This is a genomic window from Saccharothrix lopnurensis (assembly GCF_042658445.1).
Taxonomy (GTDB): domain Bacteria; phylum Actinomycetota; class Actinomycetes; order Mycobacteriales; family Pseudonocardiaceae; genus Actinosynnema; species Actinosynnema lopnurensis.
In genome coordinates, this window is sequence record NZ_JBHSQO010000013.1 from 122,632 (window position 1) to 140,621 (window position 17,990).

12 protein-coding genes are annotated in these 17,990 nt (G+C 73.0%); 3 read left to right on the plus strand and 9 right to left on the minus strand.

Going from position 1 to position 17,990, the window contains the following annotated elements:
* Window positions 1-43: 43 nt before the first annotated feature.
* From ACFP3R_RS15455 to ACFP3R_RS15470, 4 genes are all read right to left on the minus strand, one after another.
* Window positions 44-442 carry a hypothetical protein gene (locus ACFP3R_RS15455; protein WP_380636794.1) on the minus strand — a complete coding sequence of 133 codons (399 nt, stop codon included), beginning with the start codon at window positions 440-442 and terminating at the stop codon, window positions 44-46.
* A gap of 902 nt (window positions 443-1,344) precedes the next feature.
* Window positions 1,345-1,710, minus strand: coding sequence for a hypothetical protein (locus ACFP3R_RS15460; RefSeq protein WP_380636796.1), 366 nt, complete (start codon window positions 1,708-1,710; stop codon window positions 1,345-1,347).
* 216 nt (window positions 1,711-1,926) lie between these two features.
* Window positions 1,927-2,382 (minus strand): hypothetical protein, encoded by a 456-nt coding sequence (locus ACFP3R_RS15465; RefSeq protein ID WP_380636797.1) that lies wholly within the window; start codon window positions 2,380-2,382, stop codon window positions 1,927-1,929.
* A 59-nt stretch (window positions 2,383-2,441) separates the two neighbouring features.
* Window positions 2,442-2,909: a helix-turn-helix domain-containing protein gene (locus tag ACFP3R_RS15470; protein WP_380636799.1), complete on the minus strand. Its 468-nt coding sequence runs from the start codon at window positions 2,907-2,909 to the stop codon at window positions 2,442-2,444.
* An 86-nt stretch (window positions 2,910-2,995) separates the two neighbouring features.
* Between ACFP3R_RS15470 and ACFP3R_RS15475 the strand changes: the two genes are divergently transcribed.
* The gene (locus ACFP3R_RS15475; RefSeq protein WP_380636801.1) at window positions 2,996-3,562 is read left to right on the plus strand and encodes a hypothetical protein; all 567 of its coding nucleotides are present in this window, start codon (window positions 2,996-2,998) and stop codon (window positions 3,560-3,562) included.
* A 24-nt stretch (window positions 3,563-3,586) separates the two neighbouring features.
* Here ACFP3R_RS15475 and pulA read toward each other — a convergent pair whose 3' ends face one another.
* Entirely contained in the window at window positions 3,587-9,109 is a 5,523-nt protein-coding gene (gene pulA, locus ACFP3R_RS15480) for a pullulanase-type alpha-1,6-glucosidase (RefSeq protein WP_380636803.1), read from the minus strand.
* A 187-nt stretch (window positions 9,110-9,296) separates the two neighbouring features.
* Complete coding sequence (locus ACFP3R_RS15485) at window positions 9,297-11,345, minus strand: NACHT domain-containing protein (protein ID WP_380636806.1); 2,049 nt, start codon at window positions 11,343-11,345, stop codon at window positions 9,297-9,299.
* A 368-nt stretch (window positions 11,346-11,713) separates the two neighbouring features.
* Here ACFP3R_RS15485 and ACFP3R_RS15490 point away from each other — a divergent pair, with 368 nt between their 5' ends.
* On the plus strand, window positions 11,714-12,427 hold the full coding sequence (locus tag ACFP3R_RS15490; RefSeq protein WP_380636811.1) for a DUF6218 family protein: 714 nt from the start codon (window positions 11,714-11,716) through the stop codon (window positions 12,425-12,427).
* Window positions 12,428-12,528: 101 nt separating this feature from the next.
* Window positions 12,529-13,359 carry an exonuclease domain-containing protein gene (locus ACFP3R_RS15495; RefSeq protein ID WP_380636815.1) on the plus strand — a complete coding sequence of 277 codons (831 nt, stop codon included), beginning with the start codon at window positions 12,529-12,531 and terminating at the stop codon, window positions 13,357-13,359.
* 19 nt (window positions 13,360-13,378) lie between these two features.
* On the opposite strand, the gene ACFP3R_RS15500 is transcribed toward ACFP3R_RS15495, so the two are convergent.
* The 3 genes from ACFP3R_RS15500 to ACFP3R_RS15510 are packed head-to-tail and all read right to left on the minus strand — an operon-like array spanning window position 13,379 to window position 17,858.
* Window positions 13,379-13,855, minus strand: coding sequence for a DUF4233 domain-containing protein (locus ACFP3R_RS15500; protein WP_380636819.1), 477 nt, complete (start codon window positions 13,853-13,855; stop codon window positions 13,379-13,381).
* Window positions 13,852-15,216: a bifunctional tetrahydrofolate synthase/dihydrofolate synthase gene (gene folC, locus ACFP3R_RS15505; RefSeq protein WP_380636821.1), complete on the minus strand. Its 1,365-nt coding sequence runs from the start codon at window positions 15,214-15,216 to the stop codon at window positions 13,852-13,854. The genes ACFP3R_RS15500 and folC overlap by 4 nt, the downstream gene beginning before the upstream one ends.
* Window positions 15,213-17,858 carry a valine--tRNA ligase gene (locus ACFP3R_RS15510; RefSeq protein ID WP_380636827.1) on the minus strand — a complete coding sequence of 882 codons (2,646 nt, stop codon included), beginning with the start codon at window positions 17,856-17,858 and terminating at the stop codon, window positions 15,213-15,215. The genes folC and ACFP3R_RS15510 overlap by 4 nt, the downstream gene beginning before the upstream one ends.
* Window positions 17,859-17,990 lie beyond the last annotated feature (132 nt).

Consider the following 17,990-nt stretch of genomic DNA (forward strand, 5'->3'; position numbering starts at 1 on the left):
ACGGTGACTCGACATACGTCGAATCATTCGGATGCTATGTATCTCACCCTGGGTAGGCGGCACACGCGCGGCGAGCGGCGGCAGATCCGGTTGAACACCCCGCACCGCCGTCGGACGCTGCGGTCTCAAGCAGCAGCTCCAGCAGCGCCGGGCCTTCTTCGTCGCCGAGGGCCGTGACACCCAACTCGCCGGGCTCGTCGTCCACGTGCAGCGCGCCGTTGTCCGTTACGCGCAGGACGTCCAGGAGCTGTGCGGTCTGCGGGGTCAGCCGGTCCTTGATCCGTTCGATGCGCTGGTCGAGCTTCGCCTTCTCCGGGGCGTCCGGATCGAGGATCCTGATCAGCCTCTCGACCGTGGCACGTGCCAGAGCCGCGCCCGCACGACGTGAGACCCCGGCGACGGCGCGGGCCTCCTCGAACAGCTCGCGCACCTCGGCGGGCATTGACGATCTGGGACGACCGCCCGGACAAGACGTCAGTCGCCAAGGGACGACACACGGAGCGTGAGCGCCTGGCGATCGTGTTGGCGCTCGCGGCCCACACCCACCGCCTGGCGCGGGCCGCGATGCACCTGCACGAGGCGGGGATGGACCTTGAGGCGATGCCTCTGGTCAGAGGAGCCCTTGAAGCACGGGCTGACCGCCCAGTGGATGTTCCACAACGACGAGGAGGTCCCGGCGGCTTTCATCAACGAGCAGCAGCGCCAACGTCGAGCCACCGGACGGGCCCTACTGCGGTGGGGTTTGGGAGAGGTGGACGAGGTCGCCTCGATCATTGAGAAGTCCGTGGTGACCCCCTCGACCGGCGATGGTCCTGCCAGGAGCTTCCAGCAGCTCTGCGATGACTTCGACCCGATGGGACCCCACATGTACGCGATCTACCGCGCGCTCTCCGGCTACACCCACGCCGGACACCACATCGTGGACTCCTACGTGACCTTCGACGACACGATCAAGATCCGGGTCAACCGGGCAAGCCGCTGCCCACTGCCGCCTGGCTGTGGACGCTGTGCGCCGGGTGCATGGGGGCATCGCGCGCGGCGGACGTGCTCGACCGCAACCATCCCCACCGTCAGGCGCTCCGCCGCATCGCGCGTGTCCTCCGCACGCCTGGGAGACCAAGCCGAAGAACACCTCCGCCTGACACCACGAGGCCGCCCCGGCGACGTGTCCGGGGCGGCCTCATGGTTGTGGCGGGTCAGCTCGTGCACACCGCCGAGGGCGGGGTGGTCGCAGTGCCGCCGGGTATCGCACCGATCAACCCGTCCAGGTCGGTTCGCTCGACTTGGTGGTGTTCGGTTTCCACCTGGGCAGGCGCAAGGCAGCCCGCATTCCCCCGTGACCGGTCAGCAGTCGAACCTGACCGTCTCGCTGAACAGGTTGGAGAACTTGTACCAGTAGCCACCGTCCCAGTCGGGCGCCCAGTCGCGCACGCCCTTGCAGCCGGTGGGGATGTAGACGCCGTCTGTGTCCTTGAAGTACTTCGAGGACGTCTCGCCGGGGCGGAGGAACGCACCTGACGCGGTCTCCGGCGGCCAGTTGTTGATGATCCACAGGTCATCGTCGGAAGAACTGGAGTTCTTGATCTTGCCGCACAGTGGTTCCGCGCAGTTGGGGCCCATGGCCTCGACGCCGTTGCCTGAAAGGTGGTCGGCCTGTGCCACTCCCGCGCTCCCCCACACCAGCGCGGCGACCGCCATGAACAACAACATCGCTCTTGCGCGAATCCTCATCGTCTCCCCCTTGGGCTTGAGTGCCTGAAAAGGGTGAACCGCTCGCTTCATCCACTTAGGGCGAAAACGTCAACGTCACCCGAACAGCCTCGACTGTTCGGGTGACGTTGACGCGCCTGGCAAGCGGTCAACCTGCATGGTGTCCTCCTGGTGTGCCAATCTCCGGTGGAGCGGCCGTGCTGGGCCGGCACCCGGTCACCGACCAGCACCAGCACCACGCCCGCGATCATCCACGTGGCCCCGGCGATCACGCGCCCCGTGCGCTCCAGACGCTGCGCGTCCGCGTTCGCCGACCACCGCCGATCCGGGCGGCCGGCTCGGATCGGCGGTGGTGAGCAGCGCGGCCGGCTCGGCCGCCCGCTGGGAGGTCACCAAGCCGGGGTCGTCGCCCGTGCCGTCGGCGACGCGGCGCACGTCCACCGCCGCCACCCCGGGCAGGTAGGTCAGGGACTCCTCGCCGACGACGGCGTGCAGCCGCTGGAGCACCCGCACCACCAGGTGGTCGGCCCCGTCCGGCAGCAGCAGGACGCGGCCGACTTCGGCGACGTGCGCCAGGCGGCCCTCCGACATGCGGATCGTCTCGTCGGCCCACTCCGGGGTGTCCGGGCGGGCGGCCGGGGTGAGGTGCGCGGCGCGCTTGGTCCCGCTCATCGGGCACCCCCCGACCGGGCAGGGGCGCAACGCGGGCACGGCGTCGACCGCGTGCGGTCCTAGTCCGGCGACACCACCCGGGCGGAGACCGGGTGGTGTCGCCGGCGTCGCACTGACCGCACACCGGCGGCACCGCCGAGTGCCCGGTGGAGGACGCGCTCGGCGCGGGACGGTTTCCCGGACGGTCGAAGGGCGGTTCGGGCGTCATGCTGACGCCCCGTGCTGGTCAGCGGAGCGCCATCCTGACGCCCCGTTCCCGAGGCTGCGGACAACCCTGCCGACAACACCAGGTCGTAGACCTGCGGGCGCTGGTCAGCACGTTCGACGCGGGCGTCGCGCACGCGGGTGTTGCCCTCGCGGATCAGGCCCAACTCCTCCAGCGACCGCAGCGCCCGCTGGACTGTGCGCCGGGACAGCCTGTAGTGGGTCATGCGCTCGACCGACGGGAACGCCTCCGACCTATCGGGCCGGGGTGGTTCGCCAGCGCGATCAGCGTGATCGCCCGGCGCGGCGGCAGCCTTGCTCACGGCGACACTGTCGTTGAACTGGGGATATGACGAGATCGGGTCATGACTTGGGACCTCCGGTGTCCAGGTCGAGGTTCCGGTCGGGTGTGCCGGCACTCGACGGGACCACTTACCGGCACTCCAGTGATCTCCTGTCTTTCGCGCTGCTGCACACGCTGGACCTGGAGGACGCGCCGGGGCTGTTCCTGGGCACGTTCATGGCCGACTCGCGCATCAGCAGCGCGCTGCTGGTGCTGGTGCTGCCGTTGACGGTCTTCTACGCCGTCGGCACGAAGTCGCGCACGGCGCCGTTGGCGGTGGCGGTGCTGGTGGCGTTCCTGGTCGCGCACGTGCTGACCTACCACCGCTGGTGGGTGCCGGTGGCCGCGGTGGTGCTGACCGTCGTGCTGGTGCTGCTCCGGCGGTGGTCGGGCGCGGTGTTCGTGCTGCGGCGGTTCGGCTGGGTGGTGGGGGCGGTGGCGCTGGTCGTGGCGGCCGTCGTGGCGACGCCGTGGGTGCCGCGCGAGCGCGTGGAGACCACCGACGGGACCTTCGAGGCTTACGTGGTGGAGACCAGTCCGGGGTTCCTCAAAGTGCTCGGCGCGCAGGAGCGGGGGTTCCGCATCCTGCGCGCCGAGGACGTCCGGTCACGCGTCGAGCTCGCCGACCACTGACCGGCGCCGGGAGAGCGCCGATCGCTAGCGGACGAGGACCACCACCGAGCGGGCGGGCACGCGCACCGAGCCGTCGGCCACGGTCGCCCGGTCACCGCTCAGCTCGTGGTTGCGCCAGGCCCCGGCGACGGTCACCGACTTCTCCACCGGGTACGGGTTCACCACCACGAGGACCCCGTCCAGGGCCGGGTCGACGTCCGGGCCCGCGGTGTCGTCGAGCAGCGCCGCCACCACGCCCGGCTCGGCCGCCGGGAACGACAGCTTCCGCTGCACCAGGGCCGCGTCGCCCAGCGTGAACAGCGGCGAGGACCGGCGGATACGCAGCAGCTCCAGCGTGTTGTCCACGGCCGTCCGCATGTCCGCCGACGACGGCTTCAGCGAGGCGTCGGCCAGCAGCGGGGCCGCGTAGGGCCACTTGTCCTCGTTGTCCGCCGCCGGCGGCAGGCCGCGCCCGAACCCGTTGTCCCGCAGCGACGGGTCGTAGCGGTTGAACCAGTCGCCGGAGTCGTAGCTGTTGCGGTCCAGCGACTTCGAGCGCAGGAACTCCGCGCCCGCGTGCAGGAACGGCTGCCCCTGGCCCAGCAGCACCGGGGCCAGCGCCACCTTCTGCATCCGCACCCGGTCGGCCGTGGACGTGCCGGCGGGCAGCTTGAACACCTGCGAGTCGAACAGCGTCTCGTTGTCGTGCGCGTCCACGTAGGTGATCACGTCGGCGGGCGAGCCCGCGTACCCGGCGGGCGAGCCGTTGTACGGCACGTCCCGGCCGCTGACGACGCCGCCGGAGGTCGAGTCGAACCGGTAGGACGCCATGTTGCCCGCCATGCCCAGCTTCACCAGGTCGGTGTAGTTGGCCAGCCGCGCGGCCACGTCGCCGTTGGCCGGCGAGCCGTTCGGGTCGCCCGCCAGGCCGGAGGCCAGGCCCTGCACCCGGGGGTCCTCGTCGAACGGGCCGCCGCCGCGCACCGCGTCGCGCAGCCGGTCGCTGAACGTGCCGATGCCGGTGCCCGCCAGGTTCGCCTGGGTGGCCTGCTCGAACCGGGCGTTGCCGGCGACCTCGCCGAAGTCCCAGCCCTCGCCGTAGACGCGGATGGCCGGGCCGTCCACGCCGTCGCGCTCGACGGTCAGCGCGTCCAGCGCCGCCCGCACGGCCAGGATGTTCGCCTTCGGGTGGTGGCCCATCAGGTCGAACCGGAACCCGTCGACCTTGTACGTCCTGGCCCAGCGCACCACCGAGTCCACCACGAGCTTGCCCATCATGGCGTTCTCGGTCGCGGTGTTCGAGCAGCACGTGGAGTTGGCCACCGTGCCGTCGGCGTTGAGCCGCTGGTAGTAGCCGGGCACGACCTTGTCCAGCACGGACGTCGCCGCGTCGCCGTGCGCGGCCGTGTGGTTGTAGACCACGTCCACGACCACGCGGTTGCCGTTGGCGTGCAGCGACCGCACCATCTCCCGGTACTGCCTCGACCGGGCCCAGCCGTCCTGCGCGTCGTCGGTGGCGTAGGAGCCCTCGGGCACGTCGTAGTGGAACGGGTCGTAGCCCCAGTTGAAGCCGTCCTTCGCGGCCGCCGCGGTCACGCACTCCTGCTGCGCCGGGGAGTCCGGCGGCGGCGCGGCCAGGTCGCAGGCCGGCTGCCGCTGGTCGGAGCGCTTCTCCGGGATGGTCGCGATGTCGAAGGTCGGCAGCAGGTGCACGGTGTCGAGCCCGGCCTCGGCGAGCTGCCGCAGGTGCGTCATGCCGGTCGACGACCGGTGCGTGAACGCCCTGTAGGTGCCCCGGTCCGCGGCGGGCACCGACTCGTCGCCGATGGAGAAGTCGCGGACGTGCAGCTCGGTGATGCCGTGCTCGGTCGGGTCGCCGCCGAGCCCGCGCGCCACCTCCCCGCCCCAGCCGTCGGGCATGGTGCGGGGGTCGCCGAGGTCGGCGAACTGCGAGTGGGTGGAGTCCACCGACAGCGCCACCGAGTACGGGTCGGTGACGGTCACCGCGCGCCCGGCGACGGTCACCTCGTACCGGTAGTAGCGGTCCTTCCAGTTCCCGGACGCCGACCAGGCGCCCGAGGCGTCGTCCCGCCGCAGGTCGACGACCCGGGCCGGGTCGCCGGACGGCCGGTCGAACAGCTGGAGCCGCACCGACGACGCGGTGGGCGCCCACAGCCGCGCGGTGACCCGGTCGCCCTCGAACACGGGCCCGTAGGTCAGCTTCGCGGCCTCGGCGGCGTACCGGTCGTCCAGCACGCCGGCGATCTGCACGCCCGTGCGGTGCCGCAGGCCGCCGCCCGGGTCGACGTGCACGGCGGACAGCCTGCCGCGCAGCGCCTCGTCGACCCGCGCGGTGTCGCGCACCCGGAACACCGGCATCCCGCGCAGGTGCGGGAACCCGTCCGGCACCGCCTCCTCGGTCGGCTCCAGCCGCAGCACCCTGCCGTCGTACTCCAGGCGGTAGCCGTCGGAGCCCACCACGGGCACGTCCCACACGACCAGGTCCCTGGTCACCCAGACGGCCTTGGCCCTGCTCAGGTCGTCCTCCACGCCCTCTCCCCCGGACGGCGGCAGCACGTAGGAGATCGAACCGTCCGGCTTGGTCGAGCCGGACGCGTACCAGACCTCGTGGCCGGTGGCCGTGACGTCCAGGAACTGGTCCGCGCCGGGGTCCTTGGCGTCACCCCGGTGGATGATGTTGCTCAACCCCGCCGCGCCGGGCTCCAGCGGCACCGACCAGTACGCGCCGAACCCGTCCGAGCCGTCCGGCACGCGCGACTGGTTCCAGCCGGGGCTGGGCTCCAGCGAGCCGGTCCAGTGGTAGAGGGTCCAGTCGGTGTAGTCGCCGTCGGGGCGGTGGTAGTGGATGACCGCGCGGTTCTCCGCCGCGGCCCGGCTCGCGTGCACCGCGCCGCCGTTCACCCAGGCCCGCCCGGCGGTGCGGCCGGTGGCCTCGACGGTCCCGCCGCGCACCACCGAGAACTCCACCGGCGAGGTGGTCGGGATGCTCGCCACTCCCCCGGTGAACGGGTGGTCGGTCGTGCCGACGCGGACCACCGCGCCGGCGGGGTCGCCCAGGTGCGTCACCACGGCCCGGCCGGTCGCGGCGACCTCGCTGGGGTGCACGGCCGCGTTCCCCTGCGCCAACCACACCTGCGGCGTCGCGCTCGGGTCGACGAACCGGTCCCCGTCGGTGTCCTTCTCGTCGCCGCGGTGCGCGACGAGGCCGACCGAGCGGGCGCCCGGCTTCAGCTTCACCCAGGCGAACCGCCCGTAGGGGGTCTCGCCGGCGAACGGCAGCGGCGCGTCCCACGTCGGCGCGCTCTCCACGTCGCCCCACACGTGCAGGCCCCACCCGTCGTAGTCGCCGTTCGGGCGGTTGTAGTGCACGACCAGCCAGTCCGAGGAGGAGGCGGTGGGCGGCTCCACCGGCGGCGCGGCGACCAGGCCGACCTTCGCGCCGTCCGCGCCGAGGGTGCCCCGGGCGTCCTTCGCCACCACCCGGACCTCGACCTCCCGGCCGACCGCCGCGCCCGGCAGGGACGCCAGGTCGGCGAACACCCGGTACGGCGCGGCGTCGTCGGTGCCGAGCACCTGCCAGTCGCGCTCGCCCGCCACCCGCGCGGCGAACGTGGCCTGCGCGTACGGCGAGGTGACGCCGTCGGCGCGCAGCTCGACCCGGTCGTCCAGCGCGGTCCCGGTCGACGGGACGACCAGGGTGGGCTCCGGGGCGGCGGCGCGCAGCGCGCCGGTGCCCCGCAGGACCAGCGCCGACAGCGCGGGCACGGTCACCCGCACCCGGCCGCCCACGGCGTTGACCTGCGAGCCCGCGCCCGGCCAGACGGGTCGGTAGCCGGTGCCGGAGGCGGGCACCTCGACGGTCGCGGGCGCGGTGCCCGCGTTGGCCACCACCAGGTGCTCCACCTGCTGGGCGCGGCCGGTGCGGCTGAACGCGATCACGTCGCCCTGCGCGAGCCGCAGCGCCTGGTTGCCGTCCTTCCACACGGGGTCGCGGTCGACGAACCGCGCCAGGTCGCGCAGCTGCCGGTAGAGCGGGTGGTCGGTGCGGAAGTTGTCGACCGCGCCGGTCCGGTCGCTGCCGACCAGGTCCTCGGCGGCGTACTCCGGGGTCTTCGAGGCGAACATGTCCTGGCGGGCCAGCTTGTCGCCGCCGCCACCCGCGAAGCCCTGCTCGTCGCCGTAGTAGACGACGGGGTTGCCGCGCCACAGGTACATCAGGGCGTTGCCGAGCTTGAGCCGCTCCAGCAGCTCGGCCTCGGGGACGCCGGGCCGGCCCTGCCGGACCATCCAGGCGATGCGGCCCATGTCGTGGTTGCCCAGGAACGTGGGCAGGGAGGAGGCGTTGGAGTCGGCGTCGGTGTACCGGTCGTCGTCCACCAGCACCCGCCCGAGCCGGTCCGCGCCGCCGCCGGACAGGAACGTCGCCGCGCCGCTCTGGAACGGGAAGTCCAGCGCCGCCTGCATCCCGCCCTCGGTGGTGTAGCGCGAGGTGGACGCGGGGTCGGCGTCGAAGACCTCGCCGAAGACGAAGAAGTCCCGCTTGCCGCGCATCTCCGCGTACCGCTTCACGTGCGGGGCCAGCGCCTGCCAGAACTCCATGTTGACGTGCTTGACGGTGTCCACGCGGTAGCCGTCGATGCCCAGGGTGTCGATCCAGCTGGTGAAGATCCGCTTCATGCCCCTGACCACGGTCGGGTGCTCGGTCATGAGGTCGTCCAGGCCGTGGAAGTCGCCGTACTCGGCGGACTCGCCGCTGAACGTCGAGTCGCCCCGGTTGTGGTAGAGCTGCGGGTCGTTGAGCCAGGCCGGGGTCTTCTCGCCCTTGACCACCGGCGTGTAGGGCGCGGTGAGCCGGGGGAAGTCCTCCTGCCCGGCGATCTCGGCGATGTCGACCGGGTTGCCCCGCTCGTCGAGGTAGGGCTCCGCGCCCGTGCTGACGTAGCCGTACTCGCCCTCGGCGTGGTCGATCAGGTCGGCGGTGTGGTTGGCGACGATGTCGAAGAAGACCTTGATGCCGCGCCGGTGCGCGTCCCGGATCAGCCGCCGCATGTCGTTGGTGGTGCCGAAGTGCGGGTCGAGCCGGGTGAAGTCGGTGGTCCAGTAGCCGTGGTAGCCGGCCGAGACGTCGTCGCCGGAGCCCTGCACCCAGCGGTTGCGGAACATGGGGGTCATCCAGATGGCGGTGACGCCCATGCCGTCGAGGTAGTCGAGCTCGCCCTGGAGGCCCTTGAGGTCGCCGCCGTGGTAGAAGCCCTTGTCGGCGGGGTCGAAGCCGCTCTTGAGCCGGTCGGCCTCGGTCGTGCCGCCCCGGTCGTTGGCCCGGTCGCCGTTGGCGAAGCGGTCGGGCATCACGAAGTAGAACCGCTCACCGGTCAGGTCGTCGCGCAGGGCGTCCTTGGCCAGCCGCCGGTCCCCGTCGCGCACGCCGGGCGCGAGGTCGGTGACCGCCCCCACGGCGAGCCGCTGCTCGGCGGGTGCGGCGGATATCGGCGGTGGTGTGAACGGCACCACGGCGAGTGCGATGAGCGCGGCGACGGCCCGACGCATCGCGACCTCCTTGTCGCAAGATCTTGCAAACCCCGCCCCGACGAGCGCCGGGGCGAGGTGCACCAAATCACGACAACAAGGGCGGAACAAGGCCCAGAAGGCTGCAACTCCTTGCAAGACCTTGCGGCACACCCGGTGAGGCCGGGTCCGGGCGCCCGACGAGGCCGCGGCGCCGCGGTGGGCCCGCTCAGGCGCCCGGCTTCGAGGCCGTCTCGGCGAGCCGGTCCTGGAGGGTGGCGTGGCGGAACTGGTAGATCGGGCCGACGGTGCGCAGGAGGTGGCGGGCGCGGGCGTCTTCGAGGAAGCGGCCCAGCCGCAACGGGGTGCCGAGGCCGACGTGGAGGTAGAGCTGGCTGACGGCGGTGACCCACGCCCTCGACGCCGAGAGGCCCAGCACGAGCACGGGCGCCAGCGCGGGGCCGACGTCGACCCCCGGCACGAGCCCGAGCCCCGCCACCCCCACGAGCCCCGCCAGCGACCCGAGCACGAGCCAGTAGACGAGGTCCCCCCGCCACGACCCGCTCGGGTGCGCGACCGCCGACGTGTCCTCGAACCTGAACCCGCGCATGACCGCGCCCACCAGACCGCTGCCCAACCCGAAGATCAGCCCGAGGAGGACCCCGGAGGTCGGCCCGAGGAAAAGCCCGACGAGAAGTCCGAGCAGGGCGCCCCGCAGGAGCCCGGACGCGAGGTTCCACCCCCACCGCGCCCGGTTCCGGGCGAAGCCGCCGAGGCGCACGGGCGAGTCGGCGTCGAGGCGCCCGAACAGGAACCCGCCCGCCATCCCGCCCAGGGAACCGAAGGTGAACCCGGTCAGGGCCCCCTCCGGGAACCCGGGGGAGAACACCCCCGTCACCCCGCCGAGGATCGCACCCCCGACCCCGCCCACCAGCCCGTTCACCCCCGCGGTGAACCGGGCGCGGTGAGCGCGGGAGAGCCAGTTGGGCACGTTCCACCAGACGAGGTCGCGCGTTCCCTCGTGGCGGAGCCTCAGCGCGACGAGGGTGAGGGTGTGGCGGGCGACGTCGGCGGTGTAGCGGGGCGGTGGTTCCCCGGGCCGGGGCGCGTAGGCGGTGGTGATCGCCTGGTCCAGCAGGTGGTGGGTGACGTGCCCGGGGGTGGGGAACCGGGTGGTGTCGAGCAGTTCGCCGACGGTGCCGGCGCCCGGCGGTCGGTGGGCGTCGCGCAGCAGCGTGACGGCCAGCGGGTTGTCCAGCGCCCCGACCACGGGGACGTCGGCGTTCCCGTGCAGCGCCTCCAGCACCGACCGCCACGGCTCGGCCGGCGGGTCGGGCAGGCCGTGCCGCAGGTAGGTGGCCGCGTCGGCGGGGGTGAGGGGTCGGAGCTCCAGGGCGACCGCGCCGGTGAGGACGCCGTCCCGGGCGGCGGCGACGAGTTCGGCCGTGCGGGTGAGCAGGACCAGCCGGAACAGGGCCTGGTCGCCGAGCGCGCGCAGCGCCGTGGGCCGGTGGTGCCCGGGGATCTCGTCCAAGCCGTCGAGGAACACCGCGATCCGGCCCGCGCCGAGCAGTTCGGCGGCACGGCGCCGACCGTCGCGCCCGGACAGGACGGGGATCTCCGTCAGCTTCGCGGCCAGCCACTCCCGCACGGGTGTGGTGTCGGGGTCCCACCCGTGCAGGGTGAACAGCACGGGCACCGGCACCAGCGCGCGCTGCTCGGCGGGCACCTGCCGCCGGTGCTCCAGCGCGTCGAGCAGCAGCAGGACCGCCGCCGAGCTCTTGCCGCTGCCCGGTCCGCCGGCGAGGATGAGCCGCCCGGAGGCCAGGCCGCCGTAGACGCGGTGCAGGGTGCGGTGCGTGCCCTCCCGCAGCTGCGCCGTGGTGACCCGCTCCACGCCGGGCAGCGGGGCGAACGAGCGCGACGCGGTGGCGGCGGACGGCGGGCCGGCCACCGGTTCCCGGCTGCGCCGCCACCGGATCGGCAGCGGGGCCGGTTGCCGCAGACCGCGGTCGGCCGCCGCCTGCTCCCACTGGGCGCGCACGGCCACCGCGAGCCTGTCGGTCAGCTCGTCGACGTCCGGCGCCGGGGTGGGCGCGAGCGACCTGAGCACCAGGTCGCCCACCACGATCACCAACCCGACCGCGGCCAGCACGAACTGCCCGTAACCGCTGGCCTCCGCCCGGGGCGCGCCGTCCAGCGCGGTCACGGTGACGACCCACCACCCCAGGCCCGCCACCACCAGGCCCCAGGCCACCACCACCAGCGCTCGTCGCACACGAGGACCATCGCGCACCCGGCGCCGGGTGTGACACTCCCCCCGGCGCGGGCCGATCGACCGCCGCTCGCGGAACGCCCGGAATGCTCACGACCGGGGAAAACCCGATACCGGCTATTGCCGTTCGGCCATCGGCTGCCGGGCCGTTCCCGGCAGTTGCCCATGGGGATTCGATCGCGAAGAACCGAACAGGGATCACATTCTCCTGATCCGGGTCGATTTCCCCTTCACCGCGGCACGGGTATGATCCAAAGGCGCCTTGTCGGCACTCCGTGAAATGAACGACGCGCTACGGCGGTGAACACCGTCCTGGGCGAAAGTCATCCGCACAGGCGGTGTCCCGAGCACGTCCAGTCGCAGGAGAGATGATGACCACCGAACCGCTGGAGCGCAGCTCGCTCGGCTCACTCGGTCTGCTCCCCACCCGAGCCGGCGACGGCCGGACCATGGTCGGTCACGTGATCGTCTGCCGGGCCGGGGCCGGTGAGGACGACACCATCGCCCTCTGGCACCTCGACACCGAGGGCCTGCGGACCGGGGCGTGGGTGAAGCCCGCCGCGGTGGCCCTGGCCGACGCCGGGACCGCCCGGAGCCTGCTCGGCCTGTGCGAGCGGAAGGCCCTCCTCGCCTGGGACCCGACCGGAGCGCTCACCGCGCTGCGGGCGCTGGAGGAGGTGGCCGGTGTCGCCCACACCGACCGGGGCGCCTGCGCCGTCACCATTCCCGAACTGCTCGCGGAAATCGCCGGGGTCCGGGCCGCGTTCGCCAAACGCGTGGCCGAGGAGAAAGCGGTCAAGAAGAGCATCACCGAACTGGAGTGGGCGATCGACCTGCCGGACCCGCTGCCGGCCACGGTCGAGCAGCTGGAGCGCCTCACCGGGTTCGGGGAACTCGTCGCCCCCACCGAGGCGGCGACCGAAGCGCTGCGCATCAGCCGGTTGGGAGGGTGGGTGGTGCAGCGCTGGCGGGAGACCGCCGTCGCGCTCGGCCGCGCCTACCTCCGCGCCACCTTCGGGCACCCCACCGTGCTGGCGCCCCGGTGGGAGTCGCGCCTGGCCGACGCCTACGCGGGCCGGCGGTGAGGCCCCGGCCGAGGCCGGTCCGGGGGGCCGACCCTTCGCGGTCCGACGCCGCGTCCGACGCCGCCGACTGGGCCCGTGCGGTCCTCCGCGCCCCTGACGCGGTGGTGCTGGACACCGAGCTGACCGACTTCACGGGCCGCGTCGTCGAAATCGCCGTGCTGGCCGTCGACGGCACCGTGCTGCTGAGCACCCTGGTCGACCCCGAGGGCGCGCCGATCAACCCCCGCGCGCAGCGCCAGCACGGCATCTCCGCGGCCGTGCTGGCCGGTGCGCCGACGATGGCCCGGGTGTGGCCGCGCCTGGAGGAGGTCCTGCGGGACCGGGCGGTGATCGCCTGGAACGCCCCTTTCGACCAGGCGCGGCTGCGCGCCGAACACGAACTGGTCATGGGCGGTGCGGCGCTGCCGGCGTGGTTGGCACGGCGGTGGGAGTGCGCGATGCGTCGGCACGCCGCCTGGGTCGGCGAGCCGAACAGCCGGGGCAGCGGGTACCGCAACCACAGGCTGGAGGGTGGGCACCGCGCCGAGGGCGACTGCCGGGCCGTGCTGGACCGGCTGCGGCAGATGGCGTCCGCGGCACCCGGCGGGACGCGCCCCGCGGCGTCCGCCGGCGGGGCGGGGCGGAACCCGGACCTGCACGCCATCCACGAGCTGTGGCCCCGGTTCCTGGGGGAGGTGCGCGGGCGCAGCCGGTCCGCCGAGGCGATGCTGACGAACGCGGAACCGCTCCTGGTCGCCGACCGCACCCTGGTGGTGCGCCACCCCTCCGCGCCGCTCAACCGCAGGCTCGCGCAGGACAGGTGCGCGGCCACGCTCGACGAGGCCCTGTCCGCCGTGCTGGGGCACGGCTGGACCGTCCGGGTCCAACCGCACGACGCGCGGCAGTCGGGGACCACGACCCCGGTCCGGGCCGCCGAACCGGGCGGTGCCTGAGGCACCCGGCGCGGGCGCCCTACCGCTGCTGGCTGGGCAGACGGCCCTCGGCCATCCGCTTCACCACGTCCCGCCGCAGCCAGAACAGGTACACCCACACCAGGCTGAACACCACGCCGATGATGCCCAGCGCCGTCATCGTGAACCACCCCGCGACCACCACCACGTGCAGCGCGACGATCACGTACGCGCTCCACGAGTGCTTCAGCAGCGCGCACGTGCCGAGGAACGCGATGATCAGGCCGAGCACCAGGTACCCGGTGCCGCTGCCGATGCCGCCGCCCAGGTTGGCCACCACCGGCAGCGCGAGGGCGACCACGATCGCCTCCAGGATCAGCGTGCCCGCCATGATGCCCCGGAAGCCCTTCATCGGGTCCTTCACGGGCACCGCGGGCAGGGACTCCGCCGACGACGGGGACCCGGCGGGCCGGGACTCGGGCCGGGACTCGGGCTGGGGCTCCGCGGGCCGGGGCTCCACGGGCTGGGACTCGGTCATGAGGGCTCCTTGCCGAACAGGGCCCGCGCCTCGCCCGCGGTCACCACCGAACCGGTCACGACCACGCCGCCGCCGGAGACCGCGTCGCCGTCGTCGTTCTCCTCGGCCAGCCGGATCGCCTCCTCCAGCGCGTCGGGCAGGTGCGGCTGCACGAGCATCCGGTCCTCGCCGAAGATCGGGATCGCCACGCCCGCGAGCAGGTCGGGGTCCATCGCGCGGGGCGAGGAGTTCGCGGTCAGCACGACCTCCCGCACCACCGGCTCCAGCGCGGACAGGATGCCGACCGCGTCCTTGTCGTCCATCACGCCGACCACGGCGACCAGCTTGCGGAAGCCGAACTCCTCGTCCAGCGCCTTGGCCAGCGCCTCCGCGCCGTGCGGGTTGTGCGCCGCGTCGACCAGCACGGTCGGCGCCGAGCGCACCCGCTCCAGCCGCCCCGGCGAGGTCACCCCGGCGAACGCCTCGCGCACCGCCTCCACGTCCAGCTGCCGGTCGGCGCCGGCGCCGAAGAACGCCTCCACCGCGGCCAGCGCCAGCACCGCGTTCGCCGCCTGGTGGGCGCCGTGCAGCGGCAGGAACACGTCGTCGTAGACGCCGCCCAGGCCCTGGAGCCTCATCACCTGCCCGCCCACCGCGACGTCGCGCTGGAGCACGCCGAACTCCGCCCCCAGCCGCGCCACCGCGGCGTCCACCTCGGCGCAGCGCCGCAGCAGCACCTGCTCCACCTCGGGCTCCTGCCGCGCGAGCACGGCGACCGCGCCGGGCTTGATGATCCCGGCCTTCTCCGCCGCGATGCCCGCGAGGTCGCCGCCCAGGTACTCGACGTGGTCGAGCCCGATGGGCGTGATCACCGCGATCCGGCCGTCGGCGACGTTCGTGGCGTCCCAGGAGCCGCCCATGCCGACCTCGACCACGGCCGCGTCCACCGGGGCGTCCGCGAACGCGGCGAACGCCATGCCGGTGAGCACCTCGAACTTGCTCATCGGCACCTCGTTGCGGCCGTCCACGATCGCCACGTACGGCTCGACGTCCCGGTAGACCTCGGCGTAGCGCCCGGGGGTGATCGGCGCGCCGTCCACGCTGATCCGCTCGGTGGCCAACTGGAGGTGCGGGCTGGTGTACCGGCCGGTGCGCAGGCCGATGCGCGTGAGCAGCGCGTCGACCATGCGCGAGGTGGACGTCTTGCCGTTCGTGCCGCCGACGTGCAGCACCGGGTAGGAGCCCTGGGGGTCGCCGAGCAGGTCGACCAGCTGCCCGATCCGGGTGAGGCTCGGCTCCAGCTTCGTCTCCGGCCAGCGGGTGTTCAGCTCCGACTCGACCTGGCGCAGCTCCTCCAGCTCCCCCGTCCCGAAGCCGGTCACGACCGCGCGTCCGGGCTCTGGGGGAACGTGTCGAGGCGGGCGTGGATGCGGTCGATCTCGGCGTTGGCCGCGGCGAGCCGACCCTGGATCTTGGCCACCACGTCGGCGGGCGCCTTGGCCAGGAACGACTCGTTGCCGAGCTTGCCCTCGCACTGGGCGCGTTCCTTCTCGGCCACCGCGAGGTCCTTGGCCAGGCGCTTGCGCTCGGCCACCACGTCGACCGCGCCGGACAGGTCCAGCTCGACCTTCACCGTCCCCTTGGGCAGGCCCACGTCCAGCGACACCGACGCCGCGAACGCCTCGCCGGGCTCGGTCATCCGGGTCAGCGCCCGCACCGCGGGCACCTGGTCGACCAGGTCCGCGCAGCACGCGCCGCGCACCTTGCCCTCGACCCGCTGACCGGGCTTGAGGCCCTGGTCGGAGCGGAACCGGCGGATCTCGGTGACCAGCTTCTTCAGGCTCTCGACCCGCTGCGCGGCCACCTCGTCGGGCGCGGCGCCGGTCGGCTCCGGCCACGCCGCGACCACCACCGACTCACGGCCGGTCAGGGTCGTCCACAGCACCTCGGTGATGAACGGCGTCAGCGGGTGCAGCAGCCGCAGCACCACGTCGAGCACGTGGCCGAGCAGCGCCCGGGTGGACTCGGCGCGGTCGCCGCCCTCGCCCAGCTGGACCTTGGCCAGCTCCAGGTACCAGTCGCAGAACTCGTCCCAGGTGAAGTGGTAGAGCGCCTCGCTGAGCTTGGCGAACTGGTAGCCCTCGAAGTGCCGGTCCACGTCGGAGGTGAGCCGGTCGAGCAGGTCGAGGATCCAGCGGTCGGCGTCGGTCAGCTCCTCGCGCGGGGGCAGCGGGCGCTCCACCGTCGCGCCGTTGCCCATCGCGAACCGGGCGGCGTTCCACAGCTTCGTGGTGAAGTTGCGGGAGCCCGCCGCCCACTCCTCGGCGATGGCCATGTCCGAGCCGGGGTTCGCGCCGCGCAGCAGCGTGAACCGGGTGGCGTCGGCGCCGTAGGAGTCCATCCAGTCCAGCGGGTCGATGCCGTTGCCGCGCGACTTCGACATCTTCTTGCCGTGCTGGTCGCGGATGAGGCCGTGCAGGTACACGTGGTCGAACGGCTGCCTGCCGTCCATCGCGTACAGGCCGAACATCATCATCCGGACGACCCAGAAGAACAGGATGTCGTAGCCGGTGGACAGCACCGAGGTCGGGTAGAACTTCGCCAGGTCCGCGGTCTGCGCGGGCCAGCCCAGCGTGGAGAACGGCCACAGGCCGGACGAGAACCACGTGTCCAGCACGTCCTCGTCCTGCACCCAGCCCTCGCCGGGCGGCTCGTCGTCCGGGCCGACGCACATCACCTTGTCGTTCGGGCCGTACCAGACCGGGATGCGGTGGCCCCACCACAGCTGGCGCGAGATGCACCAGTCGTTGAGGTTGTCGACCCAGTCGAAGTAGCGCTTGGCCAGCTCCGGCGGGTGGATCGTGGTGCGGCCGTCGCGCACGGCCGCGGACGCCGCCTCGGCCAGCGGCGCGACCTTGACCCACCACTGCATGGACAGGCGCGGCTCGATGACCGTGTCGCACCGGGAGCAGTGGCCGACGGCGTGCCGGTAGGGGCGCTTCTCGGACACGATCCGGCCCTGCTCGCGCAGCGCGGCGACGACGGCGGGGCGCGCCTCGAACCGGTCCAGGCCCTCGAACGGGCCCTTGACCGTGATCACGCCGCGGCCGTCCATCACGGTCAGCGCGGGCAGGTCGTGGCGCCGGCCGATCTCGAAGTCGTTCGGGTCGTGCGCCGGGGTCACCTTGACCGCGCCGGTGCCGAACTCCGGGTCCACGTGCTCGTCGGCCACGACCGGCACGAACCGGCCGGTCAGCGGCACCTCGACCTCGGCGCCGATCAGGTGCCGGTAGCGCGGGTCCTCCGGGTGCACCGCGACCGCGGTGTCGCCCAGCATGGTCTCGGCGCGGGTGGTGGCCACCACGATGGAGCGGTCGCCCGAGCCGTAGCGGATCGAGACCAGCTCGCCGTCGTCCTCGGAGTGGTCGACCTCGATGTCCGACAGCGCGGTCTGGCACCGCGGGCACCAGTTGATGATGCGCTCGGCGCGGTAGATCAGGCCGTCGTCGAAGAGCTTCTTGAAGATCGTCTGGACGGACTGGGACAGCACCTCGTCCATGGTGAAGCGCAGCCGCGACCAGTCGACGCCGTCGCCGAGGCGGCGCATCTGGCCCAGGATCGTGCCGCCGACCTCCTCGCGCCACTCCCAGACCCGCTCGACGAACTTCTCGCGGCCCAGGTCGTGGCGGGACTTGCCCTCGCTCGCCAGGGCGCGCTCGACCGCGGTCTGGGTCGCGATGCCCGCGTGGTCGGTGCCGGGCAGCCACAGCACCTCGTAGCCCTGCATCCGGCGGCGGCGGGTCAGCGCGTCCATGACGCTGTGGTTGAGGGCGTGGCCCATGTGCAGGCTGCCGTTGACGTTCGGCGGGGGCAGCACGATGGTGAACGGCGGCTTGTCGCTGTTCGCGTCCGCCGTGAAGTAGCCGCGCTCCACCCACCGCTCGTACAGGCCGGCCTCTACCTCGGCCGGGTTCCACGCCGGCGGGAGTTCTGAGCGCTGCGGTGCGGCGGGGGTCTCGGTCACGCTCGAAGTCTACGGAGGTACGGGTATCGACTTCTAACCAGATACCTGGTAGCGCCCCTGACGTGTGATGCTGTCGTGCGGCAGGAGGCCGGCGCCGGCGGTCCCGGGTCCGGTGGACCCGGGGACGGCCCG

Bases quoted from the DNA above. Each gene is read 5' to 3' on its own strand.
- pulA (WP_380636803.1), bottom strand. From the start codon at position 9,109: ATGCGTCGGGCCGTCGCCGCGCTCATCGCACTCGCCGTGGTGCCGTTC.
- ACFP3R_RS15500 (WP_380636819.1), bottom strand. From the start codon at position 13,855: ATGACCGAGTCCCAGCCCGTGGAGCCCCGGCCCGCGGAGCCCCAGCCC.
- ACFP3R_RS15460 (WP_380636796.1), bottom strand. From the start codon at position 1,710: ATGTTGTTGTTCATGGCGGTCGCCGCGCTGGTGTGGGGGAGCGCGGGA.
- ACFP3R_RS15465 (WP_380636797.1), bottom strand. From the start codon at position 2,382: ATGAGCGGGACCAAGCGCGCCGCGCACCTCACCCCGGCCGCCCGCCCG.
- ACFP3R_RS15455 (WP_380636794.1), bottom strand. From the start codon at position 442: ATGCCCGCCGAGGTGCGCGAGCTGTTCGAGGAGGCCCGCGCCGTCGCC.
- ACFP3R_RS15490 (WP_380636811.1), top strand. From the start codon at position 11,714: ATGACCACCGAACCGCTGGAGCGCAGCTCGCTCGGCTCACTCGGTCTG.